The following is a 19,062-nucleotide window of genomic DNA, read 5'->3' on the forward strand; positions in this document are numbered from 1 at the left end:
TATGAGCAGCTCGTAACTGAACAGATACATCAGAACCAGGAATATGAAAAGGTTATGGACGGTATCAGAAATATCGGGAAAATGCCGATGGCGGGGCTATGAGTATTTTAACGAACCATTTTCCGGAAACGGTATTGGTAGACGGTGCGGAATATCTGATAAATTCGGATTTCCGCACCGTTTTGCGTTGTTTTGAGATACAAGGTGTGAAGGAAGTAATATCACCGGACGAACTTGTGAAAATGGTCCAGATGTTTTACCAATCAAAGGAGTTCGTTATAACAGAAAAGCATATCGATCAAATGTTCTGGTTCTTTTCCTGTGGGAAAGGGAAAGAAAAAAAGCGGTTCCCGAGAAAGATCGCCGGGATCAATAACAATCAGCCGTTTGACTTTGAAGAGGACGCGGAGTTGATTTATGCCGGTTTCATGCAGCAGTATGGGATTGACCTACAGGAAGTCAATATGCATTGGTGGAAGTTTATGATCCTGTTGGAGAATCTTGGAACGGGTACAAGATTGCAGAAGGTGATGGAATACCGGACCATTGATACAGGAAATGATGAGCTTTCCAAAAAGGAAAAAGATTTTTACAAAGCGATGCAGAGATACTACAGCCTGGATAGAAAACCGGAAAAGAGCGAGAAGATAAGACAGATTGAAGAGGCATTGTTGAATGGTGGGGATGTAAGCAGGTTACTGGAAGGTGATTAAAAGCATCCAAGCCTATTTTGCATTGTTTTATAAGGCAGGTGATGGTGATGGCAGATGGAAAAGTTACAATTGAAACAGATTTAGATTCTTCCGGGATAGAAAAAGGTCTGTCAAAGATAGGTGGCATAGCGGCAAAAGGGCTGAAAGTTGCCACAACTACAATTGCAGGGGTGGGGGCGGCACTTGGTGGCGTAGCTGCTGCGGCTGTTAAAGCAGGTTCTGTTTTTGAGTATTCTATGTCGAATGTAGCTGCTATATCCGGAGCGACAGGAAAAGATCTGGAAGCTCTCACGGATAAGGCAAAGGAGATGGGAAAAAAGACAAAATTCTCCGCATCAGAATCAGCCGAGGCTTTTGGGTATATGGCAATGGCTGGCTGGAAGACTTCTGATATGCTGGATGGTATAGAGGGAGTCATGAACCTTGCGGCGGCATCCGGTGAAAATCTTGCCGTGACAAGTGATATCGTAACAGACGCGTTGACGGCATTCGGGCTGTCCGCAAAGGATTCCACGCATTTTGCGGATGTTCTCGCGGCTGCTTCGTCTAATGCCAATACTAATGTAGGTATGATGGGCGAGACATTCAAATATGTCGCCCCTGTTGCTGGGGCTTTGGGATTCAGTGCGGAAGACTGCGCAGTTGCAATCGGGCTGATGGCAAATTCCGGAATCAAAGCCGGACAAGCAGGTACATCCTTGCGTAGTATCTTTACAAGGCTTTCTGACCCTACAAATGAAGTGCAGGCGGCAATGGATGATCTGGGGATATCCGTTACAAATAGTGACGGATCCATGCGGTCGCTGAATGATATCATGCTGGACCTACGTGGTGGATTCGCTAATCTTACAGATGCGGAGAAAGCGCAGATGGCAGCTACGATTGGTGGACAAGAAGCAATGTCCGGTCTTCTTGCTATTGTAAATGCTTCTGACGGAGATTTTGAGAAGTTACGGGACTCTATATACGAATGTGACGGGGCTGCTGCTGATATGGCTGAGACCATGCAGGATAATCTTTCAGGTAAGCTCACCATTTTAAAGTCCGGATTGGAAGGTTTTGGAGTTGCGGTTTACGAGAATATAGCTGACAGCATGAAAGACGCCGCGGTTGCGGCAACGGAAAGTGTGGATCGTATCACAGACGCGCTGGAAAGTGGAGGTATTGATGAGGCTGTCAGCGCAGCCGGTGATGAGTTCGCGAATCTGGCAGTTGAGGTTGCGGAGCATGCACCAGATATGGTAGATGCCGCAGTTGATTTTATAGAGTCTTTTGCTTCTGGGATTATCAGAAATAAGGGGAGGCTGTTTCATGCGGCTGGAGACGTAGCTGAAGCGATCACCGGAGGGCTTGCGAAGTTGCTGCCGTCAAAGATGCAAAAGCCGGTAGATACTGCGATAAAGGCGATATCAAAATCATTGAATTCTGGGGGATTGAAAAGCGCGGGAAAGACTTTTGTAAATACATTCGACAATGCGATCAGTGTTGTCGGAGAGCTTGCAAAAGTTGCGTTGCCGCCATTGGTAAAAGCGGTTGACCTCCTTGCGGATAACATGAATGTCATTATTCCGGTTATGGTTTCCGGAAAAGCAGCCTTTAAAGCTTATGACATTACAATGAAAGCGGTATCTGCTACGACAAAAGCAAATGCAGCCGCTACAGCAGCCCTTATTGCTATGGAGAAAGCGAATACCTTGCAGCTGGTTGCATCGAACGGCGGCTTGACAATGCGCCAGATGATCATGGGGGTGTATAACGGTCAGATTACGATTACAACGGCCCTTACGGGTCTTTGGGCAAAGACCCAGAGTCTGCTGAATGGCGTCATGAATGCAAACCCGATAGGTCTGCTGATCACATTGATTGGGTCGTTGGCTGCTGCGCTTGGGATGTCTGTGCTAATGACGGATAAAGAGGCAGAGTCTACTGAGAGGTTGACTGATAAACAAAAAGAGCGTATCAGTGCATCGAAAGAAACAATTGAAAGCATAGAGCAAGAAGCAGAAGCAAGGCAGAAGAATCTAGCGGCAGCTACAACTGAGATAGATAGCGCCCAGGCTTTGTGGTCGGAGTTGTCAAGGATTGTAGACGCAAATGGGAAAGTAAAAGACGGCTATGAAGCAAGGGCAAAGTACATTACGGGGGAACTTGCTAATGCACTTGGTATTGAAATAGGTCTTGTAGATGGTGTAGTAACAAACTATCAGGAACTGGAAACGTCTATATACGATGTAATTACCGCAAAAAAAGCGCAGGCTGTACTTGATGTAATGGAATCGGATTATGCAGCCGCAATGAAGGAACAGGCGGACAAAGCTTCTGTATTAGCTGATACATATGGAAAGCTAAATGAAAAAAAAGCTGAGCTTGCTGAGTTAGAAGCTGAGCTTGCTGTAGAAGCAGAAAATGTAACTGTTGGGCATACTCTTACCGGGGACGCAGTAGAATATCATTCCGAAAGATATAAAGAATTGAAAAATCAATTGAAGTCTTCCGCTGGAGAATTAGAAGCGCTTCAGGCAGAATTTGACAGTGCAAATGCAGCTATGCAAGATAATCAGAAAGTGATTTCTGATTACGGAATGCTTACAGAAGCCGTAATGAGCGGAAGTACAGATCAGATTAATTCAGCTCTTGCAAAGATTCAGAGCGGCATAGATACAACTTTGCAAGCCGGTTCGGAGGCAGCAGTTAAGCAGGCGGGTGAAGTAGCGGATCAGTTGGTAAACATTTTACAGGGTGAGAAAGATGGGCTGTATCAATTGCAGGATCAGACAAAATCATCCCTGATAGAATCTCTTGGCATTGCGTTGAATCAAGTTGGATCCGGTGCGGAAGAAATGGAGCAGGTGCTTGCATCGGCTGGCAAGGATGGAGCAGAACTGCTCGTATCCGCAATGGAAGAAGCAGAAATAAGTGGAACTTTAAGTGTTGAAGCACGGGCAGGGATGGAAAGTTTTATTTCCGGGCTTCGTGAAAAAAAAGGTGAAGTCTCTTCTACGTCTGCAGAGATATCCGAAACGATGAACACTCAACTTGGCTCGGCTGATACGTTAGCAACTGGAACGAAAAAGGCGAGTGAGTACAATGCAGGTATCGGAAGTAATAAAAATAATATAGACAAAACTTCCAAAGACATTGCTGATTCTTCTAACCAGAAGTTAGGAAGCGCAGACACCAAAGGGACGGGGTCAAAAAAGGCATCGGAATATGATAACGGTGTAAAAAGCCAAAAAGGAAACATTGATAAAACTTCCAAGGACATTGCTGATTCTTCTAACCAGAAGTTAGGAAGCGCAGACACCAGAGGGACCGGTACGAGAAAGGGCAGTGAATATAATGCCGGGGTTGGAAGCAATAAAGGCAATATTGACGCCACATCAAAAAATATAGCAGATTCTTCGGATAGATATCTCGGATCTGCGAATACGGGCGGGACAGGGTCCCGGAAGTCGGGGGAGTATAATTCCGGTCTTGGGAGCAACAGCGGTGTCATTGATTCGACAGCAAGGTTCTTATCCGAAGTGGCGGATTCCGGGATGGGATCTGCGAATACTGCGGGTACAGGATATGCACAGGGGTCGCAGTATGCTTCCGGTGTAGGAAGTGCGTATGGGGAATCTGAGTCAAACGGCAGGATGCTTGCGGATTCCGCAGATGCTGGCGCGTCTTATCTGGATGGATACCGTGCCGGATCAAACTTTGGCGCCGGTTTTGTGAATGGTATTAGCAGCTGGCTTTCAAATGCGTCAAATGCCGGATGGAATCTGGCAAATGCTGCTTACAATGCGGCAAAGAGGGCATTGGATGAGCATTCCCCATCAAGAAAGACGAGGGAAGTCGGCAAGTTTTTTGGCGAAGGTCTTGCACTTGGAATAGAGGATGAGACAAAGGTTGTTCAAAAAGCATCCAAAAGTCTTGCGGATACAGCTGTGTCTTCATTGGATATGACGGATATCTCATTGCGGATGCGGGAGGCTATGGCGGTCAATACCGGGAGGGTGACAAAATCCTTTGCATTGGAATCGAATGCGAGCATATTGAATCATTCGGAAATAGACAATATGATGCATCTTTCAGATGAGGATATCATAAAGCTGGCAAAAATATTCGGTTCGACAGCAGGGAAAACAGTATCAGATAGTATGGAAGGTATGGCATTCAAAGTCAGGGAAAGAGAGTTTGGGAGATTAGTAAAGGGGGTGGGTAAAGTATGATGGATATTTTTTACGAGAATAGCATGGGTGAAAGATTGAATCTGTTATCACCACCCTATATGCTCCAGACAGGGGAATTCTTTGATTATAAATGGGCGTATGATATAAAAGAGAAAAAAATTGGTGCATTTTCAAAAGAAATAGAGGATAAACCCGCCTTGTTAAGCATTTTGAATTACGGAAAGGAATCATATTATGATGCTATCAATCATTTTTCAGAAGTAACAGAACAAGATGTGCTGCAACAAAAATATGGAAAATTGTACATAGGGGATATGTACCTGCAGTGTTATATTACCGCATCTTCTAAAACAGATTGGGAGAATGATATCGAGCTGTTAGATAATGAAATAACAATCACAACAGACTACCCCTTCTGGATTAAGGAACACGCTTATTCTTTTAAGACAAAAGACGTGACCCAGACGAATAACAAAAGATATGCGTACCGTTACGCTTACAGGTACGCAAACGGTCTTATGAATACCGCAGTCATAAACGAGCATTATACGGACTGTAATTTTAAGATGGTTGTATATGGTCCGATTACGGATCCGCTGGTTTACATCGGAGGGCACCCATATCTTGTTAATATCATTCTGACAGAGGGGGAATACCTTGAGATTGATTCAGCAGCAGAAACGGTTGTAAAAGTGACGGCATTCGGCGAACGGGTCAACGCGTTTCACAACAGGTCGTTCATCCATTCTGTATTTGAACCGGTGCATCCGGGCAGGCAGCTGATCGGATGGAGCGGACGGTTTGATTTTGACCTGACCTTATATGAAGAAAGGAGTGAGCCTAAATGGGGAAGCCGGGCAGCAGGATAGGGTTACAGCCTCCAAAGACACTGAAATTCACAGTATCCAAACCGGATGGCATAGAAGTCGGTTATGTGAAAGACTGCAGCATTGATATGGACCTTGGCGATACCAATGATTTTGAAATACAGATGGGGGCTGGGATGTGGAATGGTGGGGCATATAACTACGGACACAGGCTTTATATCCCGGGAACAGAGTACGGTGGTCTTTTGGAAGAGCGCAGCACGGAGACAGCGAGTGATACGATCATATGGCGCGGCGATACATGGAGGGGGCTTCTGGCAAAGAAGCTGATCCATCCGCCGGAGGGACAGACACATCTCACGGTGTCAGGGGACGCAAACAAGATCATACGGGACATCATAGGGAGCCGGTTCGGTTCTCTTTTTTATGCAGAAACCGGGGAGAGCGGGATCCAGGTCAGGAATTATAAGTTTGACCGGTTCTGTACAGTGCTGTCCGGTCTGGAGAAAATGCTTGCATCGGTGGGGGCAGCGTTAAAAATACGGTACATACAGGGCGAACCGGGAATTCCCGGCGGCGCCGTGAACATAAGCGCCGTACGGGTAACGGACTGGTCTGATGAACTGGAGTGCAGCCAGGACGGAAAGCTGAATTTTACAACAAAAGAATACCGCCGTGGGATCAACCACCTTGTGTGTGCCGGATCAGGGGAAGGGGAAGAACGTCTTGTTTTGCATTTGTATGTACAAAAGGATGGCAGCATAGGTGAGAAGCAGTATTACACGGGGCTGGAAGAACGGGAGGCGCTTTACTCTTATACTTCTGTAGATGATGCGGAGCAGCTGAAAAAAGACGGAGAGGAACGTTTAAAAGAGCTGATGAATTATAAACAGATGGACGTTTTCATCAGGGATGTGGATATAGACATCGGTGATATTGTCGGCGGTCGTGACAGGATTACAGGGATGTCGCTGCAGAAGCCTGTTGTAAATAAGATTCTGCGGGTAGAGAAAGGAAACGTATCTGTGGAATATAAACTGAAAGGAGAGGAATGAAATGGGATTTAAGGCATTAACGGTGAACACGCCTGTCGATGAAGAAGCGCATATCCTGGCGGAAGATGACGCGACATTATACGGGGCGGTTATCGGCGGCGACTGTGTTCTCCCTGTCGGGAGCCAGTTTCCGGCATCTGTAACAAGTAATAATAACGTCCGTATCGGTGACGGTATGCTTATAGTTGGCGGTCATGTTGGCAGAATTGTAAAATATGATTACGAGGATATGACGATCGCAAACGGTGTGTCCGGCCAGAACAGGAACGACCTTATTGTTGCAAGATTCATCAGCGGCGGTACAGCCGGCGCAGATGATTTCCGTCTGGTCGTTGTACAGGGAACTCCGGGGGCAACAGCAAAAGACCCGGCAACAGTACAGGGGGATCTGTATAACGGTGATGTGCAGAGGGATTATCCATTGTGGAGGGTGCGCCTGACCGGGCTTAGCGTAGCCGGAGTGGATAAGATGTTCACAGTTGGGCGTATGCTGGCAGATAAGCTGGATAAAACCGGAAACGCAAGTAATGTTACCAATACTTTTACACAGGCAACGGCGAGAAACCAGCTGACATCAGGAGAAAAGCTGTCGGTGTCACTGGGAAAAATAATGAAATTTTTTGCAGATTTGAAATCCGGGGCGTATTCAACGGTGGTAAACAATGGAACAACAACGGCAGCGAATACGGTGTTAGACGGGCGCATGGGAAAGACTTTGTTGGGCAAGATTAATGATTTGCTGACTAAGTATAATACACTAAACTCCGCTTTAGCTAATAAGCATACTTTTGTGAACGCAGAATTGAAATACATAAATGATGGGCAAGAAAGCTATGCAGAATATACACCGCCTACTGGTTATGTGGCGATATCCGCACAACTAATAAATGCGCCCAGCGGATATTTCGGGGTAAAGTTGATTAAACTGGCGTCAACCGGAAATAAAATAACTGTTTGTTTAAATTGGGGCTACTCAGGGAACTGGTCAACAAGAATATATTTAATAAAGATTTAAAGCCTTCCGATATAAACCATTGCACAATCTATTCTTGAATTAGACAGAACATACTTTTCCGGATTCTAAGGCTTTTAGACCATCCATTGGAAAACACATACGGTTTGGAGTTTAAAGCGGAATTTAGAAAACAAAAATGTATCATAAAAGGTATCTGTAATCAGGTGTTTTTAAATATGATTTTATAAAAAAGGAGAAAAACAAAATGGAAAAAATGATTTTAAACGACAACACAGAAATATCAATTAAGGAAGGCGCCGGACTGAATTCAATCACGGCAGTTGCCAGCGGCTGGAAAGCGTTGGGAGGTATTGCAGATGCACTGCTGGCGGCTGGTAATCTGGACAAGGTTAATTTTTCGTCAGATGGAGATGTAACTGGTGAGTATGAGAACATGAAGCTGGAGTTTCCGTTGTTTCAGGCGGTTGATATTGCTTCTGATGGAAAGATTCACGCAACATTTGCAATCCGGCAGAAAACGGAGATGGAACTTGCCATTGAAGAACTGCAGAGACAGCAGGAGGGATTACAACAGCAGCAGACAGAAACGAACTCGGGGCAAAGCGTCCAGGACGGGGCGATTATGGAGCTTGCCGGAATGATCGGAGGTGAGTAAGATGGTAGCTTTTTACGTTGCTAAAATCAAAGACGGAACAATCACTATTGATGATGTGCCGAAGCTCTGGAAAGCGAAGGTTGAAGCGGAGCTTGCAAAAGGGAAAGGAAAGTGAGGTATATGAAGAAAATGGACAAGGTATTTAACCAGTTTAGCATTATCGTAGGGGTGGTAGGCGGATTCTTTACATACTGGCTTGGCGGATGGGATGTACTGCTTAAGACAATCCTGTTTTTGATGATCACTGATTATATCACAGGAGTCATTAAGGCGGTATATAAACGAAAGTTGTCTTCAGAAGCCGGGTTCAGGGGACTGCTAAAGAAGATCGTTATGGTCATCGTGATAGCGGTAGCGTATCAGATCCAGGAGCTTCTTGGAGGGACTGTACCGCTCAGGGAGATTGTCATCATGTTTTATATCGCAAATGAAGCGCTTAGTCTTTTGGAGAACGCAGCGGAGTTTATCCCGATACCGGACAGGCTGAGGGATGTGTTATTACAGTTACGGGAAGAAGATAAAGAGGAAAACAAAGATGATTCAGAGGGCGAGTAACATCGTCCTCTTTTCAATTCCATAGGTAGGGTGAGACTTATAACAATTTTTAATATATTAAAATTGGGATATTTTTCATATCAAGTTATGCAGACTTATGATAATTTATATAGGAGTTTATAAATGAAAATATAAGTGGTGCTTATAAGTGTAAATCTATTTATAGATATGATGGTTGAAAGATTGAAGATTAGTGATTATAATAAAGAAAACCACCGATTACTCGGTGGTGGGATTTAAAAAGGTGTACAACTGATAATCTAAAAAAGAAAGCATTAAATTTTTTAGTTCATTAATTTGTTCAGGGGTAATAGGAACTGGAAAATCATTATAAATTAAAGAAAATTGTTCTGTTTCTTCGTTATATTGCAAAGTACAGTCTAATTCGTCTAAAAGGGGGAGTAAAGAACTGTAAGATTTAAGAGGAAGTTCTTTACTTTCCCATCCCATTAAGTAAGCTGGAGTTACGTTTAGAGCTTTAGCTATAATTTGCAACTTAGAGCTTGTTATCTTGGTGGAAACACCAGACTCATAACGTTGCAGCGTAGAACGACTTATCCCAGTAAGGTCTTCTAAATCTTTAAGACTGAGATTTGCCTCTTTTCTACTTTGATATAGACGACGGCACAATGCCTCATCAAAATCAGATAAATGCTTTTGGGACATAGCGAAAACCTCCTTTCAAAATAAGTATAATATAAAAATCTCAAAAATACAAATATTGCTTTTGAAATATCTCATTTTTGAGTTGACAAGACACTATGAAACTGATAAAGTATTGTTATCTCATAAATGAGATATCTGATTTGGAAAGGAGTCAAATATGAGAAAGTGAAAGGAGGAAGAAATTCTGAAATCTATTGCTATTAAAGTAAATGATGAGTTTCATAAGCAAGTGAAAATGGCGGCAGCAAAGAAAGGAGTGCCTATTAAAGAATATATTACGAAACTCATTCAAAAAGAATTAGAAAAAGAAAAAGAGTAAACACCCAACCGACCAAAGTTCGTGTTTACTCAACTGCTGGAAATAAGTTATATACACTTGATTTCTAAGTGTATTGTAGCTTATTTCCTAAAAAAAGTCAAATTTTATAGAAAGGGAATGATTTACAATGAATAAAGTAATGGTTTTTGAAGGACAAGAGGTTGAAGCATTTGAATTAGAAGGAGAGGTTTTATTCAACCCTTATCATGTAGGAGCGTGTTTAGAATTAGGAAATGAAGCTGTACGAAAAGCTATAACACGTATGAATGGGAAGCAGGTTATAAAGGTTAAAAATTCGGATGTGACTAATAGTAACATCCGAAAATTGAATAATGCAGGAGAAAATTTCCTTACAGAAAGTGGTGTTTATAAATTGGTATTCAAGAGTCGAAAACCAAATGCAGAGAAATTTACAGACTGGGTTACAGATGAAGTTCTTCCAACACTCCGCAAGACTGGTTCTTATGAGATGCCAAAGAAGAAAGAAGATAGGAAAGAAAAACTTCCATCAGTAAATCAAATGGTAAAGAACATTAAAGGGGCTCTTCATGATGCAGGGGTAGATTCCAAGTACATAGCAGCAGAGATTGTCCGTATTTATTCTGATAATGGTTATCCAGTGAAAGTACCAGTGCTTTCGGATGTTCCAGCCTTGTGGGATTGCACTACGATGGCAAAAGAACTCGGTATTTTCTCTGAGAGTGGAAGACCGCATGATAAAGCCGTAAGTGCAATCATTCAGAAGCTGGATATTTTTACAGAAGAGATTGTAAAAACTGCTTATAGTAGAAATGGGCATGATGGTGTCACAGTACAGTATAAGGATTCTGTATTACAGAAAGCAAAGGAATGGCTTGAAGAGAATGGTTATCCTACTATGATTGAGTATTGGCTATCGAATGGTAATATCAACAAATGCAAAGTTGTGTATCAGGAGGTGGCGTAAGATGGGAGCGTCAATAAAAATAATCAATGCAGAATATGGTATTGCGTCTTGTTCCAAAGAAGATATTCCCTTATACATTTTAAAGTATTGTAAGGCGGAAAATGTGAATATTTTTTATTTACATCAGAGGGATTGGCTTGTATTAAACGAAGGCAATCCGAATTTTGAGAGATTGAAGGAATTGACATTATTATATTTGGAATTAGATAATCAGGCTAGAAGCAAGGTAACTGATGAATCTATGAAAATGGGAATGAGATTTTTTATATTTTTAAACGAGATCATTCGTATTAGAAAAAAATTGTACGAAAAAAGAAGATGGCTTAAAACAGCATAACGATAATCAGAACATCTATCAGAAATGGTAGGTGTTCTTTTTATACAATAAATTTTTGCACCGGTGCAAATACCGGAGGGAAGGAGAAGAATATGAGTATATGTAATGGAGCAGCAGGATTTAGGGGAAGAAACCCGAAAGGGATCTTTATTCACAATGATGCAGGAAGTCAAAATGCAGATGCAGCATTTTATAGAAACTGGCTTCCAACACATCCGCTAGAAAACGGATTTGCGCATGCATATGTTGCGAGTGATGGCATCTTATACGCTGAGGACGATGCTTATTGTGCTTGGCACTGCGGACAGACAGACGGGAATACAAATTATTATTCCATAGAAATCTGCCAGAGTATGGGGGATTTAGAAGTATTTAAACAGAACGAAGAGAACGCATTGAAGCTGGCGGCACAGAAATGCAGGCAGTATGGAATTGAGCCGAATACAAGTACAATACGGCTCCATAAAGAGGTATATGGAACGTCCTGTCCACATCGTTCTGTTGAGATACACGGTGGGGATGCTGCGACAAAGCGTCATTTTATTGAAAGGATTAAATATTATATGGGAGATGGCAGGAATCAGATCATAAACGCAACTATCCGGGAAAACAGCGGTGCCGATTTTATGCGCCTGAAATTTGAAGCTGTTGATTCAGAAGATGGGATTTATAGAATCCGGGACAAAGCGAATGGATATCTTCTTACAGCAGCGGCGAATAAAGCGGATGCCAATGTAGATTTCCGTGGGTTTGACTGCGGAGAATATCAGGAATGGAAACTTATTAACAAGATATATAAAAATGCACGTTATACAATGCTTGAGTGTGTGGCAACCCCAGGACTGTATTTGTCTGTGGAGAGCAATGGTAACGGTGGAAAGAACAATCTGAAACTGTACACAGATCTGCATAACATGAAGCAGAAGTTCTATATCCGTGAAGAATCAGATGGACGGACATTGATCATCCATGCATTTTCTGGAAAGTGTGTGTCTGCAAAGTAATAAAAAATTCCCCGGAGCCAGTCCGGTTCCGGGGAGGGGATATTGTATCATTTCGGTATATTAGAATCTATCTATTTACAACACATTTACAACAAAAATTCGCATAAAGCGCATAAATACGTTTTAAATCTTAAGGAAAACTTAATCAATTTATGATAGAAATATTTCATATTTTTATGTATGATAAGAACATATCAGAAACTACAGACGGGAAAATTTGTGAAAGGGTTTACGAATGTAGTCTGTATATGGCACATGTAAGTATGCTTGGAATACATACTTGTGTGTTGTAGCAAGAAGGGAGCGTGTGACGTGGAGAAAGTCATAGAGGTAAAGAATCTTTACAAGTTGTATCGTGTAGGAGATTCTAGTGTCCGTGCTTTAAACGGGGTGAATTTTGAGATATATAAAGGGGAGTTTTGCGCAATCGTTGGCACATCTGGTTCAGGCAAATCTACCCTTTTAAATATGCTGGCAGGCTTAGAAAAACCGACGAAGGGGGAGGTTATCATCAGCGGCCGGCATATGGAGCAGTTAAATGAGGATGGTTTGGTCAGGTTCCGCCGGGAGAATGTAGGATTTATTTTTCAGTCCTTCCATTTGATCGGAACGATGAACGCACTGGAAAATGTAGCGCTGCCTTTAAGCTTTCGGGGAGAAGGAAAGGCGAGCCGTTTAAAGAAGGCAGATAAAATGCTGGATTTGGTAAATTTGAAAAAACATAAAAGGCATATGCCTAATCAGATGTCAGGGGGACAGCAGCAGCGTGTCGGTGTAGCAAGGGCACTTGTAATGGAACCGAAGATCATCTTTGCCGATGAGCCTACCGGTAATTTGGACTCCCATACTTCTGAAGAAGTAATGGAGCTGATGCAGAAGGTTGTAAAGGAGCAGAAGCGTACACTTGTGATGGTAACTCATGATGATCATCTGGCTGCATATGCAGACAGGGTATTTCACATTATTGACGGAGAAATTGTAAAAGTGGAGGATAACCGCAAGAAAATGTTGAAAATACAGAGCGGCAAGCAGGAAACGGAAGACGCAAAAACAGTAAGCAGCGTAAAAAAGACCAAGGAAAGAGAGGAACAGTAACTATGAAACAGAGGAAACGAATCATTCATGCAATTCTTGCAATGGTATTGTCGGCGGCAATGCTTCCGGCGATACCGGCTGTCAGTGTATATGCAGAAGAGGAAGGGCAGGAGCCGCTAGTCCAGGAAGACGGTGGAGCTGCAGTGGATGAAGAGAACAATAATATAGAAAATGGTGTGCAGACACCGCCGGCAGGCAGTGACGGGAAGATAATACCGAATATCCGTCTGTCAGTAGGAGATGGTCAGACAGTTCCGCAGTATAAAGCAGGTGAAGAGGTTACACTTGAATTAAAACTAACAAATCAGGGTAATATGCCGGCGAAAAATATCCGTATTAGTCCGATTATCGACAATGCAGGTGACTGGCCTTTTGAACTTAAGAATTTGAATGAGGAGCAAATGATAGGAGAAATTACGGGAGCAGGGGCAGAAGGCTCTTTTGCAGAGGTAAAGTGGGTTTGGACAGTGCGCGGTGATGCAGAGTCTAAAGCATATAAGCTGCTCTTTAATATTTCTTATCAGGATGACGTGAATGAATATACGGTGAAGAAGAAGGTTTATGTTATGACAACCGCTAAAGAAACCGAGAATCCGGAACCAAGCCCGGAACCAGCGCCGGGTGAAGAAGATGGCGGCGGCATGGTTATGGGCGAAGGTATCTACAATGCGGATCCATTTGTATCCGGCGGCGGAGATTCCGGCAATAAATCTGTTCCTCGTGTGATTGTAACGGGATTTAGTACGAACCCGGGAGCAGTTACTGCCGGCAGTAATTTTACACTGACGGTTCATGTGAAAAATACATCTTCTGCAACCGCAGTGTCCAATATGCTTTTTGATCTGCAGGCACCGTCAGCCGGAACAGAGGCAGCAGCAGAAGCTCCGGCATTTCTTCCGGCATCCGGTTCCAGCTCTATATATCTGGATCAGATTCCGGCAGGGGAAACGAGGGATATTTCCATTCAAATGAATGCAAGGGCTGATCTGGTACAGAAGCCGTACAGTATTGCTATGAGCATGAAATATGAAGACAGCAATGCAACTCAGTTTGAGGGAAGTTCTAGCCTTGCAGTTCCGGTACAGCAGATGGCACGGTTTGAGTTTAGTGATATCGAAGTGGCGCCGGGAAATATTCAGGTGGGAGAGGAAGCAAATCTGACGTGCAGTCTGTATAATACAGGAAGAACCAAGCTTTATAATGTAAAGATTCAATTCACAGGAGATGGGATCAGTGCGAAAGACGTTTTTGTGGGAAATGTAGACTCTGGTGCGACAGGAACCATCGATGCTATGATCATGGGTGAAAGTGAAGTTCCGGCAGGAACAAAGTGCAAGATGACAATCAGCTATGAAGATGAGTCTGGAAAGGTATCTACAAAAGAAGAACAGTTTGAGCTAGAGGTGCTTCCGGCAGTAATGGACAGCGCTATGAATGTGGTGAGTGAGCCGATAGAGGCAGAAAAAGGATTTCCGGTAATCCCGGTTGTAGTTGGAGTCATTGTTATAGCAGCGGTTGGAACGGGGGTCTTTTTGATTCGCAGAAAAAAGAAAAAACAGGCATGGGCAGAAGAGGAGGACTTGGCAGATGAGGTGGATCGACTTACTGAGGATGAGTAGCGGTAACCTAAGACGCAGAAAGCTTCGTACTTTTTTGACTGTTCTCGGTGTGGTAGTCGGAACCGCATCTATTGTAGTGATGATATCTCTGGGACTTGGTATGCAGCAGTCGCTGTACCGGGAAATTGAGCAATCCGGCGGTATGACTGCAATTACTGTAACGGGCAAGGACGCTGGCAATCAGATGATTTATATGGGAGATGATTCGGAAGGTGAGGCAACCAAATATATTACCGATGAGGCTATTCAGGAATTGTCAGAGGTAGGGCATGTCAAAAGCGCTACGCCAACCTTGACTATGAGTTCTATTATATTAACAGGAGAATATTATGGCTATATTCAGCTGGTAGGTTTGACTCCTGAAGAAATCGAGCGGCAGAATATGAATCTGGTGGAGGGCAGTAAATTTCCAGAAGAAGGGGCTGCCAATTTGGAGCTGATATTTGGAAATGGTGTGGGAACCATGTTTTATGAAAAAGGAACAGATAGAGGATACTGGGACACACAGCAAATACCGGATATCGATTACATGAATGACCAGATGTTCCTGATTCTGGATCAGGCGGCATATTTTGATTCTCTGTATAATAACGGCGCCGGTATGGGGCAGGGAAATGGACAGGAAGGACAGACACAGCAGGTGAAACCGCCGAAGAAATATGTCGTGCACGGCAGCGGTCTGGTAGCAGGCGATATTAATTCTTACAATGCAAATTATTATAACGTATACTGTGACATCAATGCTTTGAAACGTATGCTCCAAAAAGAGTATGCGGGACGGGCGATTCCGGGACAGCCTACGACAAAGACAGGGAAGCCTTTTCGTTTTTTCGCCTATAGCAGCGCAATGGTGCAGGCGGATGATATTGATAATGTAGAATCTCTGGCGGCAGAAATTCAGACAATGGGTTACAAAGTCAGTACCAATGCAGAATATTTGAAGAGCATGCAGAAACAATTTGCAATGGTGCAGGCAGTACTTGGCGGAATCGGCGCTGTATCCCTTTTTGTAGCGGCAATTGGAATCGCCAATACGATGATGATGTCTATTTACGAACGGACCAAAGAAATCGGTGTAATTAAAGTATTAGGATGCAGTCTTAAGAATATCAAAATGATGTTTCTGATGGAAGCCGGATTTATTGGATTTATCGGCGGGGCAGTTGGTAATATTTTGAGCTTACTGATGTCCTTTGCAATCAATTTTGCTACCGGAAACGGCAGTGCAATAGGAATGGATGGAAATATTTCGTATATTCCACTGTGGCTTGTAGGAGCTTCGATGTTGTTTGCTGTCTTTGTCGGTATGGCAGCGGGATATTTTCCGGCGCTTCGGGCGATGAGGTTAAGTCCGTTGGCAGCAATCCGAAATGGATGAAATAAACGAGATGAAAAAATTTTATATAATCTGGTCAACAGCTGTCACTACACCATTGCAGTTTAATAAAGTTTGTGATAAACTATATAAAACAATTAGCTGAGAGAAGAAATCTAGTGGGTTTCTTCTGTTGGCTTGATATGCTGTTTTTATAAAGCAAATGATAATAAGGAAGGTAGGTAGACAGTCATGCGTAATAGTATCAAAAAAATGGTTGGAATTCGTGTGGCAGTAGCACTTGTCGCTGTATTTCTGTTCAGTGTGATGATGACCGTCAATATTATATCTGTGGATCGCACACAGACAGAAGGAGTTCAGGCTAATGCTGTGCTGGATAAAGCCCAGAAGGCAGAGGCGGCGCATTATAAATGGGCAAGTAATCTGAGTAATGCGCTGTATGCCGGAACAGAATTTACAGGAAGCATTGATCCGACTACTTGTGTTTTAGGACAGTGGCTTTATGGTGAAGCTGGTACTGAAGATGCAGATATTTTAGCGCTGCGTTCACAGCTGGAGCCATTACATAAAGAACTGCATGAATCAGCCACTGAGGTTCTGGGTCAGTTAACGAACAATCCAGAGCAGGCACAGAATTATTACCAGGAAACTATACAGAGTAATCTCAGCACACTGGTAGGTTATTTGGAGGAGGTTGTAGAAAGGGCAACAGCTCTGAATGAGGAAAGTAAGATGAAGATGGAGAGCACTCTTGTGAGAATGCACATTTCTACTATTGTAGGATTACTCCTTTCTCTCACAGCTCTTATTAGTCTGGTGCTTTATGTGGTGAAAAAAATTGTAAAGCCTTTGATGATGATTACGAAGAAGAGTAAGCCTTTACAAGAGGGACATTTGAATTTTGAGCTTAATTATAAGTCGAAGGATGAGCTAGGCGAGCTGGCGGGAACGCTGGAGCATTCGATGGAACGGATCGGCGGTTATGTAAATGACATTAACCGTATGATGGAACAGTTGTCAGCAGGGAATTTTGATGTTCAGGTTTCTGAACCTTACATTGGTGATTTCCGCACTATTGAGCAGGCGCTTGCAAGTTTTACGGACACCATGTCTTCGGCGATTTCCAATATTAACAATGCACAGCAAAAGGTGTCAGGAGGAGCAGCTCAGCTTTCAAGTAGTGCACAGGCGTTGGCACAGGGGGCTACGGAACAGGCCAGTGCGGTAGAAGAGTTGTATGCAACTCTGGATGAGCTCTCCAAGAGTGCGGCTCAGAATGTGAAGGCAGCTTTGAATAGTCAGGAAACGGCGCGTCTTACGGGAGAGCAGGTAACCTTAAGCAGTCAGCAGATGGAAGAGATGGTAGCAGCTATGCAGGATATTTCTGCATCATCTCAAGAGATTGGAAAGATTATCGCTACCATTGAGAATATTGCATTCCAAACTAATATATTAGCTTTGAATGCGGCAGTAGAGGCGGCAAGAGCCGGAGCGGCAGGGAAAGGTTTTGCGGTGGTATCCAGTGAGGTACGAAGTTTGGCTACCCAGTCTGACCAGGCGGCAAAGGCAACGAAAGAGTTGATTGAGAATTCTATCCAGGCTGTGGAACGGGGAAGTAAAATTGTGGGAGAGGTGTCTGAGACACTGAACAAGACGATGGAGCTTGTGATGCAGTCAGGAGGCGCTATTGGCGATATTGCGAAAGCTGTGGAGCATGAGGCTGAAGCAATTTCCCAGGTGACCGATGGAATCGGTCAGATTTCTGCTGTGGTACAGAGCAATTCGGCAAGCAGCGAGGAGTCAGCAGCTGTCAGCAACGAGCTTTTTGAACAGGTACGTTTACTGCAGCGGCAGACCGAGAGATTCCGTGTAAAATCAGGAAATTAAGACATAAACAAATATAAAAAGACTGTCCCATGATGTGCGGCAGTCTTTTTATATTTGTTAAGTCTTTTTTATATATATGACTCAAAATCAATCCCTTTTTGGGTAAAAAATCTTTGTACCATCTTATCCCATGCCTGCTCCAGAGACTTATCCATGGAAAATGTCTTCAAGGAGGTTCCTGTGATACATTGTAAAGCATTTCCGTCAAAACGAATGTTGAGATACAATCCTTGTACATTTTCGGGATGAAAGTCCAGTTGACATTGTGAAATCAGTCTTGCAATATTTTCAGGTGACAGGCTGAATATAATCTTGAAATTCAGTGGTGTCTGTTTTCCTTTGATAATGGAAAAGCAGAATTCTCGTACTTGTTTCCAGAAAGCAAATTCCAGAGCGGGTTTTTCTTCACCTTCAAAAAAATCTTTCTGGAGATAACCATTAATGGAGAATTTGTTAAATGTAGTAATCTCACTTTCAATAAAAAGAAAGTGATCAAATGTTTCCATAAGCAGCAAGTGTTTCATGAATACCTTTCGGTTTGTTAACTTTAATGAAATCATAAATCTTCTCCCCCTGATTTTAAAACTTCCTTACCCAAAACATAACATTCCTTTAATCGATTTACTTCCTTGTTTAGTATTTCTCTTCCTTCGTCCGTAATTAAATATATTTTTTTTCTGTCATTCTGTTCATATAAAGATATCCATTCTTTTTTTACTAAAGAATTAATTGCTCCGTATAATGTGCCTGCGCCTGGTATTACACGATTATTTGTATTTTCACTAATAAATTTTAGTGCGCCGTATCCATGGTTAGGCTGACAAAAAGCAGCCAATACTAAATATGTGATTTCTGTGAGTGTTTCAGATCCACATTCTCTCATAATTTCACCTC

19 protein-coding genes are annotated in these 19,062 nt (G+C 43.0%); 16 read left to right on the plus strand and 3 right to left on the minus strand.

Going from position 1 to position 19,062, the window contains the following annotated elements:
• The first annotated feature begins 98 nt into the window (after positions 1-98).
• The 8 genes from NFS18_RS12590 to NFS18_RS12625 all read left to right on the plus strand — a co-directional run bounded on the left by NFS18_RS12590 (position 99) and on the right by NFS18_RS12625 (position 8,959).
• On the plus strand, positions 99-713 hold the full coding sequence (locus NFS18_RS12590) for a bacteriophage Gp15 family protein (protein ID WP_251390640.1): 615 nt from the start codon (positions 99-101) through the stop codon (positions 711-713).
• A 47-nt stretch (positions 714-760) separates the two neighbouring features.
• Complete coding sequence (locus NFS18_RS12595; protein ID WP_251390642.1) at positions 761-4,930, plus strand: phage tail tape measure protein; 4,170 nt, start codon at positions 761-763, stop codon at positions 4,928-4,930.
• Positions 4,927-5,760: a hypothetical protein gene (locus NFS18_RS12600; RefSeq protein ID WP_251390644.1), complete on the plus strand. Its 834-nt coding sequence runs from the start codon at positions 4,927-4,929 to the stop codon at positions 5,758-5,760. The genes NFS18_RS12595 and NFS18_RS12600 overlap by 4 nt, the downstream gene beginning before the upstream one ends.
• Entirely contained in the window at positions 5,736-6,773 is a 1,038-nt protein-coding gene (locus tag NFS18_RS12605) for a siphovirus ReqiPepy6 Gp37-like family protein (protein WP_251390646.1), read from the plus strand. Before NFS18_RS12600 ends, NFS18_RS12605 begins: the two co-directional genes overlap by 25 nt.
• 1 nt (position 6,774) lies before the next feature.
• Entirely contained in the window at positions 6,775-7,788 is a 1,014-nt protein-coding gene (locus NFS18_RS12610) for a hypothetical protein (protein WP_251390648.1), read from the plus strand.
• A gap of 205 nt (positions 7,789-7,993) precedes the next feature.
• Positions 7,994-8,404 carry a hypothetical protein gene (locus NFS18_RS12615; protein ID WP_251390650.1) on the plus strand — a complete coding sequence of 137 codons (411 nt, stop codon included), beginning with the start codon at positions 7,994-7,996 and terminating at the stop codon, positions 8,402-8,404.
• 1 nt (position 8,405) lies between these two features.
• Entirely contained in the window at positions 8,406-8,519 is a 114-nt protein-coding gene (locus NFS18_RS12620) for a CD1375 family protein (RefSeq protein WP_251390652.1), read from the plus strand.
• A 5-nt stretch (positions 8,520-8,524) separates the two neighbouring features.
• Positions 8,525-8,959: a phage holin family protein gene (locus NFS18_RS12625; RefSeq protein ID WP_331477690.1), complete on the plus strand. Its 435-nt coding sequence runs from the start codon at positions 8,525-8,527 to the stop codon at positions 8,957-8,959.
• Between the two features lie 219 nt (positions 8,960-9,178).
• Here NFS18_RS12625 and NFS18_RS12630 read toward each other — a convergent pair whose 3' ends face one another.
• Entirely contained in the window at positions 9,179-9,625 is a 447-nt protein-coding gene (locus tag NFS18_RS12630; RefSeq protein WP_251390654.1) for a helix-turn-helix domain-containing protein, read from the minus strand.
• Between the two features lie 199 nt (positions 9,626-9,824).
• Between NFS18_RS12630 and NFS18_RS12635 the strand changes: the two genes are divergently transcribed.
• From NFS18_RS12635 to NFS18_RS12670, 8 genes are all read left to right on the plus strand, one after another.
• Positions 9,825-9,944 (plus strand): toxin-antitoxin system HicB family antitoxin, encoded by a 120-nt coding sequence (locus NFS18_RS12635; RefSeq protein ID WP_277613624.1) that lies wholly within the window; start codon positions 9,825-9,827, stop codon positions 9,942-9,944.
• A gap of 127 nt (positions 9,945-10,071) precedes the next feature.
• A complete protein-coding gene (locus NFS18_RS12640; protein WP_251390656.1) occupies positions 10,072-10,890 on the plus strand; it encodes a BRO-N domain-containing protein in 819 nt (272 codons plus the stop codon).
• 1 nt (position 10,891) lies between these two features.
• A complete protein-coding gene (locus NFS18_RS12645; RefSeq protein ID WP_251390658.1) occupies positions 10,892-11,227 on the plus strand; it encodes a hypothetical protein in 336 nt (111 codons plus the stop codon).
• Between the two features lie 92 nt (positions 11,228-11,319).
• Positions 11,320-12,231 (plus strand): N-acetylmuramoyl-L-alanine amidase, encoded by a 912-nt coding sequence (locus tag NFS18_RS12650; protein WP_251390660.1) that lies wholly within the window; start codon positions 11,320-11,322, stop codon positions 12,229-12,231.
• A 312-nt stretch (positions 12,232-12,543) separates the two neighbouring features.
• Positions 12,544-13,326 carry an ABC transporter ATP-binding protein gene (locus NFS18_RS12655; protein WP_251390662.1) on the plus strand — a complete coding sequence of 261 codons (783 nt, stop codon included), beginning with the start codon at positions 12,544-12,546 and terminating at the stop codon, positions 13,324-13,326.
• Positions 13,327-13,328: 2 nt separating this feature from the next.
• Positions 13,329-14,945, plus strand: a complete 1,617-nt coding sequence (locus tag NFS18_RS12660; protein ID WP_251390664.1) for a COG1361 S-layer family protein — start codon at positions 13,329-13,331, stop codon at positions 14,943-14,945.
• Positions 14,914-16,323 carry an ABC transporter permease gene (locus tag NFS18_RS12665; RefSeq protein WP_251390667.1) on the plus strand — a complete coding sequence of 470 codons (1,410 nt, stop codon included), beginning with the start codon at positions 14,914-14,916 and terminating at the stop codon, positions 16,321-16,323. The genes NFS18_RS12660 and NFS18_RS12665 overlap by 32 nt, the downstream gene beginning before the upstream one ends.
• A gap of 189 nt (positions 16,324-16,512) precedes the next feature.
• On the plus strand, positions 16,513-18,168 hold the full coding sequence (locus NFS18_RS12670) for a methyl-accepting chemotaxis protein (RefSeq protein ID WP_251390669.1): 1,656 nt from the start codon (positions 16,513-16,515) through the stop codon (positions 18,166-18,168).
• Positions 18,169-18,236: 68 nt separating this feature from the next.
• Here NFS18_RS12670 and NFS18_RS12675 read toward each other — a convergent pair whose 3' ends face one another.
• Both NFS18_RS12675 and NFS18_RS12680 read right to left on the minus strand, forming a co-directional pair.
• Entirely contained in the window at positions 18,237-18,728 is a 492-nt protein-coding gene (locus NFS18_RS12675) for a DUF5721 family protein (protein ID WP_251390671.1), read from the minus strand.
• A complete protein-coding gene (locus NFS18_RS12680; RefSeq protein WP_251390673.1) occupies positions 18,725-19,051 on the minus strand; it encodes a PadR family transcriptional regulator in 327 nt (108 codons plus the stop codon). Before NFS18_RS12680 ends, NFS18_RS12675 begins: the two co-directional genes overlap by 4 nt.
• Between the last annotated feature and the right edge of the window lie 11 nt (positions 19,052-19,062).

Origin of the sequence: Mediterraneibacter agrestimuris (assembly GCF_943193195.1) — a bacterium.
Taxonomy (GTDB): Bacteria; Bacillota; Clostridia; order Lachnospirales; family Lachnospiraceae; genus Schaedlerella; species Schaedlerella agrestimuris.

Bases quoted from the DNA above. Each gene is read 5' to 3' on its own strand.
- NFS18_RS12595 (WP_251390642.1), top strand. From the start codon at position 761: ATGGCAGATGGAAAAGTTACAATTGAAACAGATTTAGATTCTTCCGGG.
- NFS18_RS12610 (WP_251390648.1), top strand. From the start codon at position 6,775: ATGGGATTTAAGGCATTAACGGTGAACACGCCTGTCGATGAAGAAGCG.
- NFS18_RS12675 (WP_251390671.1), bottom strand. From the start codon at position 18,728: ATGATTTCATTAAAGTTAACAAACCGAAAGGTATTCATGAAACACTTG.
- NFS18_RS12660 (WP_251390664.1), top strand. From the start codon at position 13,329: ATGAAACAGAGGAAACGAATCATTCATGCAATTCTTGCAATGGTATTG.
- NFS18_RS12630 (WP_251390654.1), bottom strand. From the start codon at position 9,625: ATGTCCCAAAAGCATTTATCTGATTTTGATGAGGCATTGTGCCGTCGT.
- NFS18_RS12615 (WP_251390650.1), top strand. From the start codon at position 7,994: ATGGAAAAAATGATTTTAAACGACAACACAGAAATATCAATTAAGGAA.
- NFS18_RS12670 (WP_251390669.1), top strand. From the start codon at position 16,513: ATGCGTAATAGTATCAAAAAAATGGTTGGAATTCGTGTGGCAGTAGCA.
- NFS18_RS12605 (WP_251390646.1), top strand. From the start codon at position 5,736: ATGGGGAAGCCGGGCAGCAGGATAGGGTTACAGCCTCCAAAGACACTG.
- NFS18_RS12590 (WP_251390640.1), top strand. From the start codon at position 99: ATGAGTATTTTAACGAACCATTTTCCGGAAACGGTATTGGTAGACGGT.
- NFS18_RS12650 (WP_251390660.1), top strand. From the start codon at position 11,320: ATGAGTATATGTAATGGAGCAGCAGGATTTAGGGGAAGAAACCCGAAA.
- NFS18_RS12645 (WP_251390658.1), top strand. From the start codon at position 10,892: ATGGGAGCGTCAATAAAAATAATCAATGCAGAATATGGTATTGCGTCT.
- NFS18_RS12625 (WP_331477690.1), top strand. From the start codon at position 8,525: ATGAAGAAAATGGACAAGGTATTTAACCAGTTTAGCATTATCGTAGGG.
- NFS18_RS12600 (WP_251390644.1), top strand. From the start codon at position 4,927: ATGATGGATATTTTTTACGAGAATAGCATGGGTGAAAGATTGAATCTG.
- NFS18_RS12640 (WP_251390656.1), top strand. From the start codon at position 10,072: ATGAATAAAGTAATGGTTTTTGAAGGACAAGAGGTTGAAGCATTTGAA.
- NFS18_RS12680 (WP_251390673.1), bottom strand. From the start codon at position 19,051: ATGAGAGAATGTGGATCTGAAACACTCACAGAAATCACATATTTAGTA.
- NFS18_RS12665 (WP_251390667.1), top strand. From the start codon at position 14,914: ATGAGGTGGATCGACTTACTGAGGATGAGTAGCGGTAACCTAAGACGC.
- NFS18_RS12620 (WP_251390652.1), top strand. From the start codon at position 8,406: ATGGTAGCTTTTTACGTTGCTAAAATCAAAGACGGAACAATCACTATT.